We start from the raw sequence: 15,423 nt of genomic DNA on the forward strand, positions 1-15,423 counted from the left end.
GTGATTAGTGATTTCCCCATTACCGGAACGCTTTACTCCACCCCGGGAATCCACCACCTTCCCCGCCCTTTCCGCCTCAACGACCCATGACTGCAGCCGAGATCCGCCAGAGCTTCCTCGATTTCTTCCGTGAGAAGCAGCACACCATCGTGCCGTCCGCCTCGCTGCTGCCGCAGTCGCCGGGGCTGCTGTTCACGAATGCGGGGATGAATCCCTTCGTGCCCTATTTCCTGGGGGTGGAGAAGGCGCCCTACGATCCCCCGCGGGCGGCGGACACGCAGAAGTGCATCCGCGCGGGCGGCAAGCACAACGACCTGGAGGACGTCGGCTACGATACCTACCACCACACCTTCTTCGAGATGCTGGGGAACTGGTCCTTCGGCAATTACTTCAAGAAGGAAGCGATCACCTGGGCTTGGGAGCTGGTGGTGGAGCGCTGGGGATTGCCGGCGCACCGCCTCTACGCGTCGGTCTACAATCCCAAGCCGGGTGATCCCGGCGAGTTCGACCAGGAAGCTTACGACATTTGGGCCGGGCTCTTCCTCTCGAAGGGTTGCGATCCGAAGGACCAGATCGTGAACGGCAACCGCAAGGACAACTTCTGGCAGATGGGCGATACCGGCCCTTGCGGTCCATGCTCGGAGCTGCACGTGGACCTGACGCCGGAAGGAAACCCGAAAACGGGCCGCAATCTGGTGAACAACGATTCGGATCTCTGCATCGAGATCTGGAACCTGGTCTTCATCCAATACAACGCGGAGGCGGACGGGACCTTCCGCGAGCTACCTTCGAAGCACGTCGACACCGGCATGGGCTTCGAGCGGGCGTGCTCGATCATCCAGGGGACGAAGGGGTTTACCGACTTCTCGCAGAAGCCTAGTAATTACGCGACGGATGTGTTCCAGCCGATCTTCCGCAAGCTGGAAGAGCTGAGCGGGCAGACCTACGTGAACATCTATCCGGAACTCGGCGCGGACCGCACGTGCTTCTCGGAGGAGATGAAGACGGCGATCGCCTTCCGGGTGATCGCGGACCACTTGCGCACGCTGTCGTTCTCGATCGCGGACGGGATCATGCCGGGAAACAACGGCCGGAACTACGTCCTGCGGCGGATTCTGCGGCGTGCGGTGAAATACGGAAGGCAGCTCGGGTTCTCGGGGGACAAGCCGTTCTTCGGCGCGCTGGTGGAAACGCTGGTGGCGGAGATGGGCGGGGTGTTCCCGGAGCTGAAGAATCGCGAGGATACGGTGCGGAAGACGCTGGAGCAGGAGGAGGCGAGCTTTAATGCTACACTAGATCGGGGCCTGAAACGCTTCGAGGACGCGGTTGCTCCAACGGCCCCGGACAAAACGAATGCGACAGCTAAAACCCTGTTCGGCACATTTCCGGGCTGGATTGCATTTGAGCTGGAGGATACCTACGGCTTCCCTGTCGATTTGACGGAGTTGCTTTGCGTCGAGCGGGGACTTGCGCTCGATAAGGAAGAATACGAGACGAGCAAGAGGGAGCAGCAGGACCGTTCTCGCGCAGCTCAGAAAACAACAATCGTCCGCGCGCTCGACATCTCCAGCGAGGTCCTCACCGAGTTTGTTGGCTTCGATTCCGATGCGGCTGACGCTACCGTTCTTGAAGTCCATCCGCGGGAGAACTCCATTTTCATCATTACCGACGCCACTCCTTTCTACGCCGAAATGGGCGGCCAAACGGGAGATACGGGAAGTCTAGTATTCGATGGCGAAGAGTTTCCTGTTACCAACGTCCAGCAGATCGGCAAGGCACGGGCGCATGTGATTCCGGCGTCCGAAATCGAGCATCTGCCTTATTCTATTACTCCGGGGGACAAGGTGACGCTGAAGCTGGACACGACACGCCGGCGTCCGGTGGAGGCGCACCACACAGCGACGCACCTTTTGCATTGGGCGCTTCACGAAGTCGTCTCGAAGGATGCGGCGCAGCAGGGTTCGTCGGTGGACGAGAACCGCCTGCGCTTCGACTTCAACAGCGGGGCGGTGACGGCGGAGCAGATCGCGGAGATGGAGGAGAAGGTGAACGCCTGCATCACCGAGAACGATGCGGTGTCCTGGAAGGAAGTGCCGCACGCTTCGATCAAGGGGCGGCCGGACATCATGCAGTTCTTCGGCGACAAGTATGGCGAGCTGGTGCGGGTGGTGCAGATCGGTGGCGGTCGCGGCGACCTGACCGGCTACTCGATGGAGCTGTGTGGCGGCACGCACGTGCGCAACACGGCCGAGATCGGGCTTTTCAAGATCAAGAGTGAGGGTGCGATCGCGTCCGGCGTGCGCCGGATCGAGGCGGTCTGCGGCGCGAGCACGCTGGCCTTCCTGAAGGAGTCGGCGGAGCAGATCGAGGCGGAGACCCGGGCGGCGGAGGCGAAGCTGCACACGGCGAACGAGAAGCTGGCGGCGATCGGCGAGGCCGGTGTGCCGGGGGCGGATGCGCCTCTGCCCGATGTGGAGTCTTACTACGCGGCGGGAGATGTGCGGGCGATCAACGACGCTTTCAAGGCGGCGCGGGTGGCACTGGAATCGACCAAGGAAGCGGCGATCGAGTCGGAGAAGCGCTTTAAGAAATTGCAGGCCGGAGCGGCGGCGAAGCAGGCGGATGCGGCGTTGACGGAGTTGATCGCGGCGGGCGGACCGATCGTGGCCAGTTTCGAGGCGGATGCTTCCCTGCTGCAGGAGCTGCTGAACGGGATGAAGAAGCAGGGCTTCACGGGCGCGGGTTTCGTGATCGTGGACGATGGCGAGAAGCTGCACCTCGGGGCGTATTGCGGGGATGCCGCCCAGGCTGCCGGGCATAAGGCCGGGGACATTTTGCGGGACCTCGCGGCGATTGCCGGGGGCAAGGGTGGTGGGAAGCCGGATCAGGCCCGGGGGGCAGCGCCGGAGCGCGGGAGGATTGAGGAGGTTTTGGCGGGGGCGAGGGGAAGATTGGGGTGATTGGGCCTTCTGGGGATGGTGGGGGGAAGGTAGGGTGAGTTGGAGGGTCTTCGGTGTGCGAGGACGCTCACGTTCGCGGCTCTGGAGAGCCGCGCTACATCCTGACGGTCGCTTCGTGCCACAAGCTGGAAGCGGGATCTATCGGTGCCTCACGGTGGCGAGCTGCCTGCCGAAGGCTGTGGCAAGCCTCAGCAGTCCAAGGTCCTGTGCCGTTGTCCGCTCACTCGAGGGGAACTTGGACTTGGAGTTGTGCTTGTTCGGGTGCCGGACCCGTAATGAACCCGATCTCGTCGGACGTGATGGCTTTGCCCTGTTTTTTTGCCCGCTGGCAGAGGTCCTCGTTCAACCGGTTGAGCGCCTCCTTCATGCGGATGGAGGAAGCCTTGGCGCGGACGGTGGCGCGCGGGCAGAAGCAGGCGACGCTCGATCCGTCCCGGAGCAGCGTGCGGGTGTACATGCCGTCGATCTTAACGGTGGCGGCGTCCTTCCCCTTGAGCTCGGGGAAATATTTCCGGCCCTGTTCTTCCGGGGTCCGGCCTTCCGCGAGGGCCTTGTCGATCGTCACCATTTGCTCTTGAGAGGCGATGGTGCCCTCGGGCACGAAGGCCATCCGGAAGAAGAGTATTTCCTCACGAGGGCTCGAGGCCGTAAGGGAGGTAGTGTGGGTGCAGGAGCAGAACGCGACGGCTGCGGCAGAGACAAGGAGGGGTTTCCACATAATATGAGATAAAATGTGGTGGCGAGGAGGGAGGCAAGCGGAAATGCCGCCAAGGTTAGAGGGGTTGCTCTCGTGCTTCACGGCAACGAGCCGCCTGCCGAAGGCTGTGGCAAGCCTCAGCAGTCCCAGGTTGCGGGCTTGGTGGGTGGCTTCGTCCGCCTTCAGGCCAATGCCGTTAAGGACCTGTTAGATCACCGCGCGAAATTACGGCTCGTACTACGGAAACGTTTGTTTTGATTGGGCGGATGCACGACGCACCGCATCCCCGTTTTCCCTTCCACGGCAGCTTTCCCCGCGCCTTTGCCGCCTTGCTCGACCCGCCTGCCTGCGACAGCCTCTTCGAGCGCCGCGGGCCTCGCGGCGGCCCGGATCCCAAGCTCAGCCCCTGGCAATGGCTGATGACCCGGACCTATCACCAGCTTGCACCGGCAGGCAGCTTCTCCACGCACGTGAAAGAAATCACCGGCATCCGCATCTCCGGCAGCGCGCTGAGCCAGCGCGGCAAAGCCATCGGCTGGGAATTGCTCCACGAGGCGCTGCACCTGGCGCTGCGTCCCCTGGCCGATCCGGCCTTGCATCCCGGGGCCTTCCACCGCGGCCTGCGGCTGCTGGCCATCGACGGCACCACCTTCAACCTGCGCAACACCCCTGCCATCGCGGAGCGTGCCGTCAAGGTGCCCTGCGGCAAGGGCAACGGCCAGCCGGCCTTCGCCCGCATGCTGGCGGTGGTGCTTGTCGAACTCGGCATGTACCAGCCCCTGGCTGCCGCACCCGGCTGGCAGGGCGAAGGCGAAGCCACGCTGGCCCGGCGGATCCTCCAGGAACGGGAGCTGCCGGAAAAGAGCCTCTTGCTCGGCGACCGCCTCTACGGCACGCCCTCGTTGCTGTGGCATTTCAAGCCCGCCCTGGAGAAGGGTGGCGGAGCCTTCCTGATGCGGGTGAAGTCCAACCTCAAGGCCACCGTCAAGGAGCACCTGTCCGACGGCTCGCGGCGCATCGTGGTGAAGGTGACCGATCCCGCGACCCGCCGTGTCGCGTGCACCCTGGAGCTGCGCGAGATCCTCGCCACCGTGACGGTGGCGGGCGGCGGCAAGCCGCTGCAACTCCGGCTCTGGACCAGCCTCATGGACGAAACGCTCCATCCCGCCGCGGAACTGGTGGAGCTCTATGCCGCGCGCTGGCAGCACGAATTGTTTTTCCGCGAACTCAAGGTGAAGCTCCACGGGCGCGGCGACCTGCTCGACGCGCAGACCCCTGAAACCGCGGCGCAGGAAGTGCTCGCGCTGCTGATGGCCGCGGCGGTGCTGGCGCTGCAACGCGCGGCGGTGGCGGAAGCGGCGGGCGTGGAGGTCCCGCGGATCAGCTTCGCGGTGGTGCGCGACTACACCGCGGCGATGTGCAAGCTGCTGGAACTCGGCAACGACCTGATGGAATTGCCGAAGCGGGCGATCTGGGTGGCACGCGCGCTCAAGCAACTGGCGGAAGTGGCGCTGATACCGTGGCGCAAGCCGCGGAGCTGCCAGAGGGCGCTGCGGCAACCGGTCAAGGACTGGCCGAAGATGAAACAGCCGAGCTCGTTGCCGCTGCTCAAGAGCATCACGATCAACCCGGCGAGTCCTTAACGGCATTGGCCTGAAGGCGGGACTACTTACCCTTGATGGCGGGCGGTTGGGGACCCTGCCCGGGCCGAGGCGCACTACTGGTCGGGCAAGTCCTGCCACTCCTTGGGGAGGCGGACGGGTTTGCCTTCGGGCATCTGGACGAGGGCGAGGGCCTGGCGGCAGGTGATGAGGAGGGCGTCGTCGCTTTCCCGGCGGACTTCGAAGGCACACCAGAAGCGGGCACGCTGCATTTCGGCGAGGTGGCCGTGGAGGAGGAGGACATCGCCGAGGGTGGCGGGGCGGCGGTAGTCGATCTCGGTGCGGACGACGACGGGGAAGAGCTTGGTGTGGGCCATCGACTTGAGGTCCATGCCCATCTTGGCGGCCAGGCGGGTGCGGCAAGTCTCGATCATCCGCAGGTAGGCGAGGTTGTGGACCACGCCGCCGATGTCGGTGTCGAAGAACATGACTTCTTCCCGGGTGCTGGATTCGAAAGGCATGGGAGAAGGGGAAATCATCAATCACCAATCTTTCAATCATCAATCGAAGTGGCTTGCGGCGGGGGAGGAGATTGGATGGGGGCGGTTCGTTACTGGCCGGCTCCGTCGTATTCCTTGGATATTGGCGTTGCAGTAATTCCGGCTCGCAGGTGGGCGTATAAATTGCTACGATGAAGCGGATGAGATGGCAGGCGGCATTCGCGCTGATGGCATTGGTGGCGGTGGTGCGGGCGGACTTCGTGCCGCCGGCCGAGGGCCCCGTGCCTTTCCGCCGGGACCGGCTGCCGGTGGATGTGGATACGATGGGGACGCTGTCGCGGCAGGTGCTGGCGATGAGCGGGGCGAAGTTGCCGCCGGGTGCGGCGGGGTCGCGGGCGGTGGCGCAGATCGCGGCGCTGGCCCTGGCGCTGGATCCGGCGAACCGGCAGGCGCGTGAACTCATCGAGACGATTCAGGCGGGCGGGCGCCCGGAGCGGGTGGCGGGCAAGGAGCTGGAGCGCACGCTGAGCCGGGCGCGGCAGGTGCTGGGCTGGCTGGAGCTGCCCGAGGCGGGTCCGGACGGGCAGGCGCTGGCGGCTTGTCTGGGCGATCTTCTGGCGGTGGCGGATCCGGAGCATCCGGGTTCGATGGACCGTCTGGCAGCCGGCGAGCAGGGCGCGTGGAAGGATTGGATCGCGCCGGAGGAGGCCTTCGGGAAGAAGCCCGAGCCTTCCCACGACGACCCGGCCGATCCGGACGGCAAGGGCAAGCCGAAGCCGGCGGTCGCGACAATCGCGCTGCCGGAGGTGAACGCGACGATGCCGGTCTGGGTCACTGACAAGCTGGCGGAGAAGATCGTGCTGGAAGTGGTGCAGGTGCACCTGAGCGCGACGCCGGCAGAGGAGGGCGAGGGTCTGACGCTGGGCTTCTCCTCGAAGCCGGCCGCGGACGCGAATGCGGACTCCGCGAAGGAGGTGGAGGCTTTCCTGACCCGCCGCCACGGCAGCAACGGACCGATCACCGCAGTGGTGTCCTTCGACAAGACCAAGACTTTCATCGAGCCGCTGAACGGTGGTTCGCTTTCCGGCACCGCGGCGCTGCTGGGAGACGGGGCTCTGAGCGGCAAGCCGCCGACCGCCAGCGCGCTGGCGGTGGTGGGCAAGGGTGGCAAGCTGGAGATGCCGCCGCACCTGTGGCAGACGCTGCGCGCGCTGGCGGAGGGAAATACCAGCGGCCGACTGATCCTGCCGGCCTCGGCGGCGGACCACCTGACCGGCTTGCTGGTGCTCGACCAAGCGGCTTTTTTCATGCGCTACGAGGTGCTGCTGGCGGAGACGGTGGACGAGCTCTGCGACCTGGGATCCGCGACCGTAAAGCCGGAGACGGCGGATGCCTTCGCGCGCTTCGCGGAGATCCACAAGGTCGGCGCAGCCAAGCCGGTCGGCTCCTTCGTGGCGCACCCGGCGACCCAGGCGCGGCTGCGGGAACTCGTCGCGGTGATGCCCCAGCACGCTTCCGCACGCCTGCTGGCGCTGCAGGGTTCCACCACCCGCCCGCGCTTCCTGGCGCGGCCGCTGCTGGCGCGGGAGATCCGTGATGCGCTGCTGCCGATCGGCGAGCTCGAGAGCGTCACGACGGACAAGCTGATCCCGAAGCGCCTCACCGAGATCCACGAACTGTGCCGCGCCAAACTCGACACGATGGGCAGCATCATCGACATCCGCGACCGTGACCTGCACAAGTCGGCGGTGGCGGTGGCGGACAGCGTGCGGACGCTGGCCCGGCTGATGGACAAGAGCGACGACTACGACGGTTACTCGCACCTCTCGAAGCAGATCGCCACGCACAAGGAGACTTGGCGCGAATATGTCACCGTGCTCACCACCCTGACCCAGACGGCGGGGGATCAAGCCGAATTCACGGTCCCGAAGGTCACGTCCGTCCGATAAAAGATTTTCACCGGCAATTCCGCCATGGGGAGGATTTCCTTGCCATAAGGGATTACCCGCGCCCTGTTTCACCCGCAGTCACCCCCTTTCATCCCAACCCATGCAACAAGGCATTCAACGCCTGTTGGCACTGGCGGCCGTTTTCGCGGTCGCGTTCAGTGCCGTCTATCTGATCCGCAACGGGAGCGACGGGATTACCCGGCTCTTCGACCCGCGCGGCGGCTCCGGGCAGGAGCACCGGCCGGAGCATGCGACGATGCCTGACCGGCCGGCCATGCCACTGGGCGAGGTCGAGCTGCTGGCGCTGCTGGACACGCAGCAGACGAAGCTTCTGAAAGCGGTGGTGCCATCCGTGGTCAGCATCGATACGGCGGGGATCCGCAGCGAGCGCCTGCTGGACGGCTTCGGCCGCGAGCGCGGGGTGCGGCGGGTGCCGACGCAGGGCCAGGGCTCGGGGGTGATCGTGAGCGAGGAAGGCCACGTGCTGACGAACCGGCACGTGATCGAAGGGCAGCGGCAGATCCAGATCACGCTCAACGACGGGAAGGCCTACGGGGCCACCCTGATCGGACAGGACCCGCTGCTCGATGTGGCGGTGCTGAAGATCGATGCGCCGGGCGAGAAGTTCCGGCCTCTGAAATTCGGCGATTCCACGCAGGTGGGTCTGGCGCAATCGGTTTTCGCGATAGGCAATCCCTTCGGGCTCGGCGAGACGGTCACCAAGGGGATCATCTCGGCGGTGGAGCGGACGCTGTCCGACACCCAGCGCGATCTTTTCCAGACGGACGCGGCGATCAACCCGGGCAACTCCGGCGGCCCGCTGATCAACATCCAAGGCGAGATCATCGGGATCAACTCGTCGATCTACACGCCGGACAAGGCGAATCCGGGCTTCCAAGGGGTGGGCTTTTCGATCCCGTCGAACGATGTGAAGGACGCGCTCTTCGCGATCCTGGAGCGGGGCCGGCCGATCCGCGGATATCTGGGCCTGAAGATGGTCGAGACCCGCGCGGGCGTGCAGGTGATCTCGGTCGCCCCGGGCGGTCCGGCGGAGGCTGCCGGCCTGAAGCCGGACGATGTGGTGCAGAGCTACGATGGCGAGTCGATCCGCACCATCAACCAACTGGTGACGTTGGTGCAGCGGACCCGGATCGGGCGGAAGGTGCCCCTGATCGTGGACCGCGACGGCAAGGCGGTGCCGCTGGAGGCAACCATCACCGAGAGCCTGCCGGAAACCGGGACCACGACGACCCCGAGCAAGATGCGGGAGCCCGCCGAGGTGCTTCAGGCGATCGGGGTGATTGTCAACGACCTGAGCCCTCAGGACCGCAAGGCCGGGCTTTCCGGGGTGGTGGTGGCCGGAGTCCAGCCCGGAGGCCTGGCTGCCGGACAACTGCAAGCGGGCGACCTGATCACGGCGGTGAACCGGATCGACATCCGGAATTCGTATGAATTCTACCTGCACTTGTCCGCTTCCGCAGGCGTGCAGCCGACGAGTATCCGCTACATGCGCGAGGGAAAGTATGGGCGAGCGGATCTGCCGGCGGTGCCGCGGAAGGAAGAAGAGTGAGGGAAAAGTGCCGAGTGATCAGTGAGCGGTGATCAGTGAAAAGGCAGATGCGGGGTGGATGCCTTCGTAGCGGGACGATCAGGTCGTTCCGCTGTGAGGGCGGCATGAAAACAAATCCGCGGTGGGGGTTCGCTTTCGGGATAAAGCGGTTGCCGCCCGGACGTTGAAAGGGCATCCGTGTTCTGTCGTGTCTTCCTGTCTGCCTGCGGGACTGATGCGCGAGTTCCTTCCTTCCTGCCTGCCAATCTGCCATGCGCGACGAGTCCAGCTTTCCCCTCGCCTTCGTGATCGGTGCCCTCGTGCTCGCGGGCGGGGTGACCTTTCTCTACATGAAGCGCCCGGCACCGCAGGAATTCGCGCCGGTGCCGGCCGGCGAGACGGGTGCCCCGCCGAGTGCAGGTCCTGCGCCCGCGCAGCCGCCGATGCCGGCGACGCAGAAGGAATCCGTGGCCGACGGGCCGCAGGATCCGGAAGCGGCGCTGGCGAATGCCGGGGTGGGCATGGCGACGGCGAATCCCGCCGAACTGGTGGCAAAGATCGGCGCGGCGCTGGAGGCCGGCGATTTCAATGCGCTGGGCAAGCTGATCGGCAAGGACGCGCTGGATGAGGCGACGCGCAAGCGGCTGGCCGCGATGGCGGCCGATCGGAAGGTGAAGCTGCGGCATCCGGATGCGGTGCAGGAAGTGGGCGAGCTGGAACTCGGCAGCCGGGGCCGCTGGGCGTTGTGGCTGGACGGCGCGGAGTCGGGCCGTGACCGGATTTTCTTCGACCTGAAGCGGAGTGCCGACAAATGGTCGGTGCAATCGATGACGCTGCCGCCGGGTGAAGGCCAGCCGGTGCCGAAGGCGGTGCTGATCGACTCGCTGGGGATCGCGGATGCCTTCCTGCAGGCGACACTGCACCAGCAATTCGAGCTGGCGAAGGAGTTCGTGGATACCTCGACGGTGTCCGACGCGAAGATCGCGGGGCTGTGCATCCTCTTCGAGGAAGGGAACTACCGGCTGCGTCCGGAGAAGCCGCTGCGGGCGATGTTCCAGAAGCCGGACACAGCGGGCTACCTGGCCCGGGTGGTGACGGCGGAAGGGGCGGATGCGGCGGAGTTTTCCTTGGCGCTGACGCAGCCGCAGGCCGCGGGGCATTGGCGGGTTTCCGACATCAACCTGGATCAATTGCTGGCCGACTACGCCTCGCGCGTGGCCGGCGGGGATGTCTACTACTCCCCGCTGCTGAAGAACCCGAAGGGCGGCGACACGCTGGTGCTCTACTTCGGCTTCAACGAGGACATCCTGGCACCGCGGACGGAGCGGCAGCTTGAGATCGTGGCGCAGATCCTGAAGACGGATGTGGGCAAGCAGCTGACGATCTCGGGCCATACCGACGCGCTGGGGACGGAGGAATACAACCGGAAGCTGTCCGCCCGGCGCGCGGGGATCGTGAAGGATTTCCTGGTGAAGACCGGGGTGCGGGAGGACCAGATCATCACGGTGGCCAGCGGCCAATCGGAACCGCGGCGGCCGAATTTCACGGAGAGCGGTGGGGATAATCCGGACGGGCGGCGGGCGAATCGACGGTCGGAGATTTATTTGGATTTCGATTGAGGGGACGTGGCGCTACTTATCGCCGAAAGGTCGGGCGGCATTGATCGGTTAGAAGGAGCGCTGCCATGCGAATTCCTTCTCCTCCTCTTGCTACCTGTCTCGCTGCGGCGGGGATGATCGGCCTGGCGCTGTGGCTGGACCGGCCGCCAGTGGAGCTGCCGGTGGAGGCGCTGACCGGTTTCCAGGATGCGGATGCGCCCTTGTTCTTGCCGGCGGATGCGAAGTTGCGGGCGCATGGGTTCCCGGCTTGGCAGCTGGCGCAGGTGCCGGAGGCCCGGCGCTTCGAGGCTCCGCTGGGGTCGGAGCAGGGCGCGCTGACTTTCCGCGATGCGGAGGGCAATCTGAACGGGATCGGCGGGGCGAACAGCGATCTGGGCGATCCGGTGTTCGCGGTGGCGGACGGGCTGGCGGTTTTCGCCGGGGAGGTCTCCCCGGAGCAGGGGAAGACGGTGGTCCTGGCGCACCGGACGGTGGACGGGCGCATGCTGCAATCGGAGTATGCCGGTCTCCAGCGAATGGATGTGGCGGCGGGAGATCTGGTGCCGCGGGGGAAGGCGATCGGGACGGTGGGCACGGCGAACGGGCATCACGCCGCGCGCTTGGATTTCGCGATGCGGGAGGGCGATGGCTTGAGGCCGGGCGCTGTGCCGATCGAGCTGCCGCAGGAGGCGGTGGCGGGGGATTTGGCGCCTGCGCCGCTGGGCGTCGCGGTAGGGGCGAAGTAGCCCTCAAGACGGGCGGGAAAGAGACTGCCAGGGAACCGCGGCAAGCACGGACAAACTGCCGTTGCTCCGATCAAGGCCTGGCGGGGTTCGCCTGCCGAACCTCCACGGCCCCTGGCAGCACGCGGAGCAAACAATCCGGCGGCGGATGTGGCAAGTGGTTTGATTGCGGGGTGGCTCACACCACCAGCATGCAGTCCCCGTAGCTGTAGAAGCGGTATCTTTCCCGCACGGCCTCGCGGTAGGCTTCCATGACGAGTTCCTTCCCGGCGAAGGCGCTGACGAGCATGATCAGGGTGCTCTCCGGCAGGTGGAAATTCGTGAGCAGGCCGCCGATGACGCGGAAGTCGTAGGGCGGGTAGATGAAGATATCGGTCGCGCCACTTTGGGCTTCCTCCTCCAGACGTTTGCCGCCTGCCGACGGCTGCTTGGCGAGGTGCTCCAGCACGCGGGTGACGGTGGTGCCGACGGCGATGACCCGGCTGGCGGTGTTGATGCGGCGGGCGGTGGCCTGGCCGAGGACGAAGCGCTCGGAGTGCATGACGTGCTCCTCCGGGGTATCGACCTGGACGGGGCGGAAGGTGCCGACGCCGACGTGCAGGGTCAGGAAATCATGGGGAATTCCGGCGAGCATTTCCGGGGTGAAGTGCAGGCCGGCGGTGGGCGCGGCGATGGCTCCTTCCTGGCGGGCGAAGACGGTCTGGTAGCGCTCGCGGTCGGCGAGTTCGTCCTCGCGCTTCATGTAGTGCGGGAGGGCGAGGTGGCCATGGCGTTCGAGATCGACGGGGGCGGCCCAAGCGATCAGGCGGTCGCCGTTCCCGAAGACTTCGGCGACGGTGCCGGTGATGCCGCCGACGATGACGGTGTGGCCGATGCGCATCTTCCTGCCGGGGCGGACCAGGGCGCGCCATTCGAGGGGGAGAGGCGGTCGAGGCAGAGCAGCTCGATCTTGCCATCGTCCGAGAAGACGCGGGCGGGGATGACGCGGGTGTCATTGAGGACGAGCAGGTCCTCGGGCCGCAGGTAGGCGGGAAAATCCCGGAACATTTTGTGTTCGATCCGGCCGGTGTCACGGTGGACGACCATCATGCGGGAGGCGGCGCGCTCCTCCAAGGGCCGGGAAGCGATCAGCTCTTCCGGCAGCTCGTAGTGGAAATCGCGCGTGCGCAGGCCCATGTCCGGGGAGTAGCGGGGTGCGCGCGGCGCGGCAAGCGCGGTTGGTTCGGGATCGCGCCTAAGGGCTGGCCCCCGGCAGGCGTCCGATGAAGCGATCCGCTTCCTGATAGGATAGCAGGAGATTGATCTCCGAAGTCACCGTGCGCAGGCGCAGGCGTTGCTTCCAAGGGATGCTCAGGCGAAGCTGTCCGGGATTCTTGCTGGGGAGCTTGTCGAAGGTGCTCATCGTGCGGGCCGTCAGGACCAGCCACGGCGAGAAGAAGCCATTGCCGTGTTCGGCGCGCTCGAGTTCCGTCCAGGCGACGCGGCGGGTTTGGAGTTCACCGTTGAACGCCCGGATGAGCGTATCGGTCAGCCGGTATTCCAGCAGCAGATGCTCGGCCGAGACGATGATCATCCCGTCGAGCTTGGCGCAGCCGGCGTAGAGGCCGGAGATCTCGAAGGGGAGACGGTAGGTTTCCATCGGGATAGCATTGGGATGGTCGCCGAGTTCCGCGGAGGGTGGAAGCAAACATTTCGAAGCGCCTTGCCGAATCCCTGCGTGAGCGGGATTGACTCCCGGCCGGGGAGTTCTACTGCTCGTGCCATGATAGCTCCGCGGTTCGGCTGGGTGGCGATTTCGGCTGCAATTTCAAGCGCTGCGGCCAGCGACGTCGCCTTCCTGCCCGATGGCAAGTACCTGGTGCGCTGCGAGGGAGAAGTGCTCAAGGTCAAGGATACCGACGACGATTTTCCCGAAAGCGAACTCAAGCTGCCGGACGAGTTGCGGACCGGCGTAGCCGCGCTGGCATGCACGACGGAGGGCCTGCTCGCTGTGGCGGGCAAGTCCGGCGCGATGACTTGGAATCCCGCATCCAAGGAATGGAAGCCGCTATGGCATGCCCCGGACAGTCAGGGGATCTGCGACATGGCCTGCGATCCGAAATCAGGCGGTATTGTCTTCCTGACCGTGGCCGAGGGTGAGCGGCCCGATGACAAGCCGGTGTGGCATTTCCTTCCAAAGGGGGCTGCGGAGGCGGGCAAGGTCTTCAACCGCCGCGCGCCGGGGCCGGTCGCTCCATCCTTCGACGTGGAAGGGAACCTCTATTTCATCTGCTACGGCGATGTGTGGAAGGGAGGCTTCGATCGCGGGGATTCTCCGGAAAACGCCGTGATCCTCCGTGGAAAGCGGATGTGGCCGATTGCGGATCTGGAGACCGGAAGCTCCAATCGCGACGGCGCACTTGCGGAGGGGGTGGTGGCCCTCGGCGGGCGGCTGCTGGTGCACCTCGATTACTCCCACAGTAGCGGTGGCATGGTCCGGGTGCCGAATGTGGATCCTTACAAGGAAGGTCTACCGATCAAGTGGGAGGAACTGTTAGGTGATGGTGGCTCCGCTCCGCTCGCGCTCGCACCGGATGGCAAGATGGCAGCGGCCTATGTCTCGCAGGACAAGCGCTGGTGGGTTTTTCGCGAGCCGGATAACGAGCCCGAGCCCCTGTCGATAGACGGGCATGCCAAATGATCTGAGGCGATCCTGATGCTCCGCAGCCTCCATCTCCGCGGTTACCGCTCGCTCCGGGATTTCCGCCTGAAGCCCGGGCGGGTGACGGTCGTGACCGGCGAGAATGGTGTGGGCAAATCGAATTTCTACCGGGCGCTGGCGATGATGCAGCGGATGGCGGAGGGACGGCTTGCGGAAGCGATCGCGCAGGAAGGCGGGATGCCGAGCCTGATGTGGGCGGGGGCGCGGATGAAGAAGGAGACGCGCCGCGTGTCTTGGGAAATTGAGCACGACGACTTCAGCTTCGCGATCGAGTGCGGGCTGATCCCGGTGGTCCCGCATCCCGATCCGCTTCTCCCGACGGCCTTCAAGACCGATCCGGACATGAAGGTGGAGACGCTGCGTTTCGGCGGTCCGAAGGGCCGGATCGTGGCGAAGCGGCGCGGACCTTCCGTGGAACTGCGGACGATGGATGGCGGGATGGAGACGGTGCCGCTGCCCCTCCATGCGCCGGAGTCGATGCTGGCGGAGGTGCGGGATGGGACCGCCTATCCGGCGCTGACGGCGACGCGGGAGATCCTGCTGCGCTGGCGCTTCTACCACCAATTCCGCAGCGATGCGGACTCGCCGATGCGACGGCCACAGGTGGGCTTCCACTCGCCGGTGCTGGCGCACGATGGCTCGAACCTGGCGGCCACCCTTCAGAGCATCAATGAAGCCGACCAGCGCGGCAGCATCGACGAAGCCGTGGAGTCCGCTTTCCCCGGAACGAACTGGCGGGCGGTGGACGACAACCTGCGCTTCCAGCTCCAGATCGGACGCCCGGGCCTCAACCGCTGGCTCGATGCGGCTGAACTCTCGGACGGCACCCTGCGCTTCTTCTGCCTTTGCGCCGCGCTGCTCACGCCCAAACCGCCGCCGCTGCTGGTCCTGAACGAGCCGGAGACGAGCCTGCATCCCGGGGTGCTGGAGCCGCTCGCCGCGCTGATCGCGAAGGTGCCGCCGGAGACGCAGATCATCGTGGTCACGCACGCGCAGGCGCTTGCCAAGGCGATCGCCGACCGGGTCGAGGCGAAGACCGTGGAGCTGGTCCGCTACGAGGACCAGACCCGCCGGGCGGGCGAGGACAGCGGCAAGCGGGTGTGGACCTTCGACGAATGAATAAAT

General features: G+C 65.6%; 11 protein-coding genes, 1 other RNA gene and 1 pseudogene. 8 read left to right on the forward strand and 5 right to left on the reverse strand.

Annotated elements, in window-relative coordinates:
• Nucleotides 1–86: 86 nt before the first annotated feature.
• The gene (gene alaS, locus ABWK72_RS16115; protein ID WP_367870597.1) at nucleotides 87–2,960 is read left to right on the forward strand and encodes an alanine--tRNA ligase; all 2,874 of its coding nucleotides are present in this window, start codon (nucleotides 87–89) and stop codon (nucleotides 2,958–2,960) included.
• Nucleotides 2,961–3,180: 220 nt separating this feature from the next.
• Here the strand turns inward: alaS and ABWK72_RS16120 are convergent, their stop codons facing one another.
• Nucleotides 3,181–3,570, reverse strand: a complete 390-nt coding sequence (locus tag ABWK72_RS16120; protein WP_367870598.1) for a hypothetical protein — start codon at nucleotides 3,568–3,570, stop codon at nucleotides 3,181–3,183.
• A gap of 353 nt (nucleotides 3,571–3,923) precedes the next feature.
• Here ABWK72_RS16120 and ABWK72_RS16125 point away from each other — a divergent pair, with 353 nt between their 5' ends.
• A complete protein-coding gene (locus tag ABWK72_RS16125; protein ID WP_367870599.1) occupies nucleotides 3,924–5,300 on the forward strand; it encodes an IS4 family transposase in 1,377 nt (458 codons plus the stop codon).
• A gap of 74 nt (nucleotides 5,301–5,374) precedes the next feature.
• Here the strand turns inward: ABWK72_RS16125 and ABWK72_RS16130 are convergent, their stop codons facing one another.
• Nucleotides 5,375–5,779 (reverse strand): acyl-CoA thioesterase, encoded by a 405-nt coding sequence (locus tag ABWK72_RS16130; protein WP_367870600.1) that lies wholly within the window; start codon nucleotides 5,777–5,779, stop codon nucleotides 5,375–5,377.
• 170 nt (nucleotides 5,780–5,949) lie between these two features.
• On the opposite strand from ABWK72_RS16130, the gene ABWK72_RS16135 reads away from it, so the two are divergent.
• From ABWK72_RS16135 to ABWK72_RS16150, 4 genes are all read left to right on the forward strand, one after another.
• Complete coding sequence (locus tag ABWK72_RS16135; RefSeq protein WP_367870601.1) at nucleotides 5,950–7,707, forward strand: hypothetical protein; 1,758 nt, start codon at nucleotides 5,950–5,952, stop codon at nucleotides 7,705–7,707.
• 100 nt (nucleotides 7,708–7,807) lie between these two features.
• On the forward strand, nucleotides 7,808–9,277 hold the full coding sequence (locus ABWK72_RS16140; protein ID WP_367870602.1) for a trypsin-like peptidase domain-containing protein: 1,470 nt from the start codon (nucleotides 7,808–7,810) through the stop codon (nucleotides 9,275–9,277).
• A 251-nt stretch (nucleotides 9,278–9,528) separates the two neighbouring features.
• Nucleotides 9,529–10,875, forward strand: a complete 1,347-nt coding sequence (locus ABWK72_RS16145) for an OmpA family protein (RefSeq protein WP_367870603.1) — start codon at nucleotides 9,529–9,531, stop codon at nucleotides 10,873–10,875.
• Nucleotides 10,876–10,940: 65 nt separating this feature from the next.
• Nucleotides 10,941–11,600, forward strand: a complete 660-nt coding sequence (locus tag ABWK72_RS16150; protein ID WP_367870604.1) for a peptidoglycan DD-metalloendopeptidase family protein — start codon at nucleotides 10,941–10,943, stop codon at nucleotides 11,598–11,600.
• Between the two features lie 22 nt (nucleotides 11,601–11,622).
• Here the strand turns inward: ABWK72_RS16150 and ffs are convergent.
• The 3 genes and pseudogenes from ffs to ABWK72_RS16165 all read right to left on the reverse strand — a co-directional run bounded on the left by ffs (nucleotide 11,623) and on the right by ABWK72_RS16165 (nucleotide 13,236).
• Nucleotides 11,623–11,717: signal recognition particle sRNA small type (gene ffs, locus ABWK72_RS16155), an RNA gene on the reverse strand.
• Between the two features lie 58 nt (nucleotides 11,718–11,775).
• Nucleotides 11,776–12,767, reverse strand: a pseudogene (queA, locus tag ABWK72_RS16160) (tRNA preQ1(34) S-adenosylmethionine ribosyltransferase-isomerase QueA).
• A 64-nt stretch (nucleotides 12,768–12,831) separates the two neighbouring features.
• On the reverse strand, nucleotides 12,832–13,236 hold the full coding sequence (locus tag ABWK72_RS16165) for a hypothetical protein (RefSeq protein WP_367870605.1): 405 nt from the start codon (nucleotides 13,234–13,236) through the stop codon (nucleotides 12,832–12,834).
• 123 nt (nucleotides 13,237–13,359) lie between these two features.
• On the opposite strand from ABWK72_RS16165, the gene ABWK72_RS16170 reads away from it, so the two are divergent.
• Both ABWK72_RS16170 and ABWK72_RS16175 read left to right on the forward strand, forming a co-directional pair.
• Entirely contained in the window at nucleotides 13,360–14,277 is a 918-nt protein-coding gene (locus ABWK72_RS16170) for a hypothetical protein (RefSeq protein WP_367870606.1), read from the forward strand.
• 15 nt (nucleotides 14,278–14,292) lie between these two features.
• Nucleotides 14,293–15,417 (forward strand): AAA family ATPase, encoded by a 1,125-nt coding sequence (locus tag ABWK72_RS16175; protein ID WP_367870607.1) that lies wholly within the window; start codon nucleotides 14,293–14,295, stop codon nucleotides 15,415–15,417.
• The last annotated feature ends 6 nt before the right edge of the window (nucleotides 15,418–15,423 follow it).

Origin of the sequence: Luteolibacter sp. Populi (assembly GCF_040801775.1) — a bacterium.
In the GTDB taxonomy this organism is placed as follows: domain Bacteria; phylum Verrucomicrobiota; class Verrucomicrobiia; order Verrucomicrobiales; family Akkermansiaceae; genus Haloferula.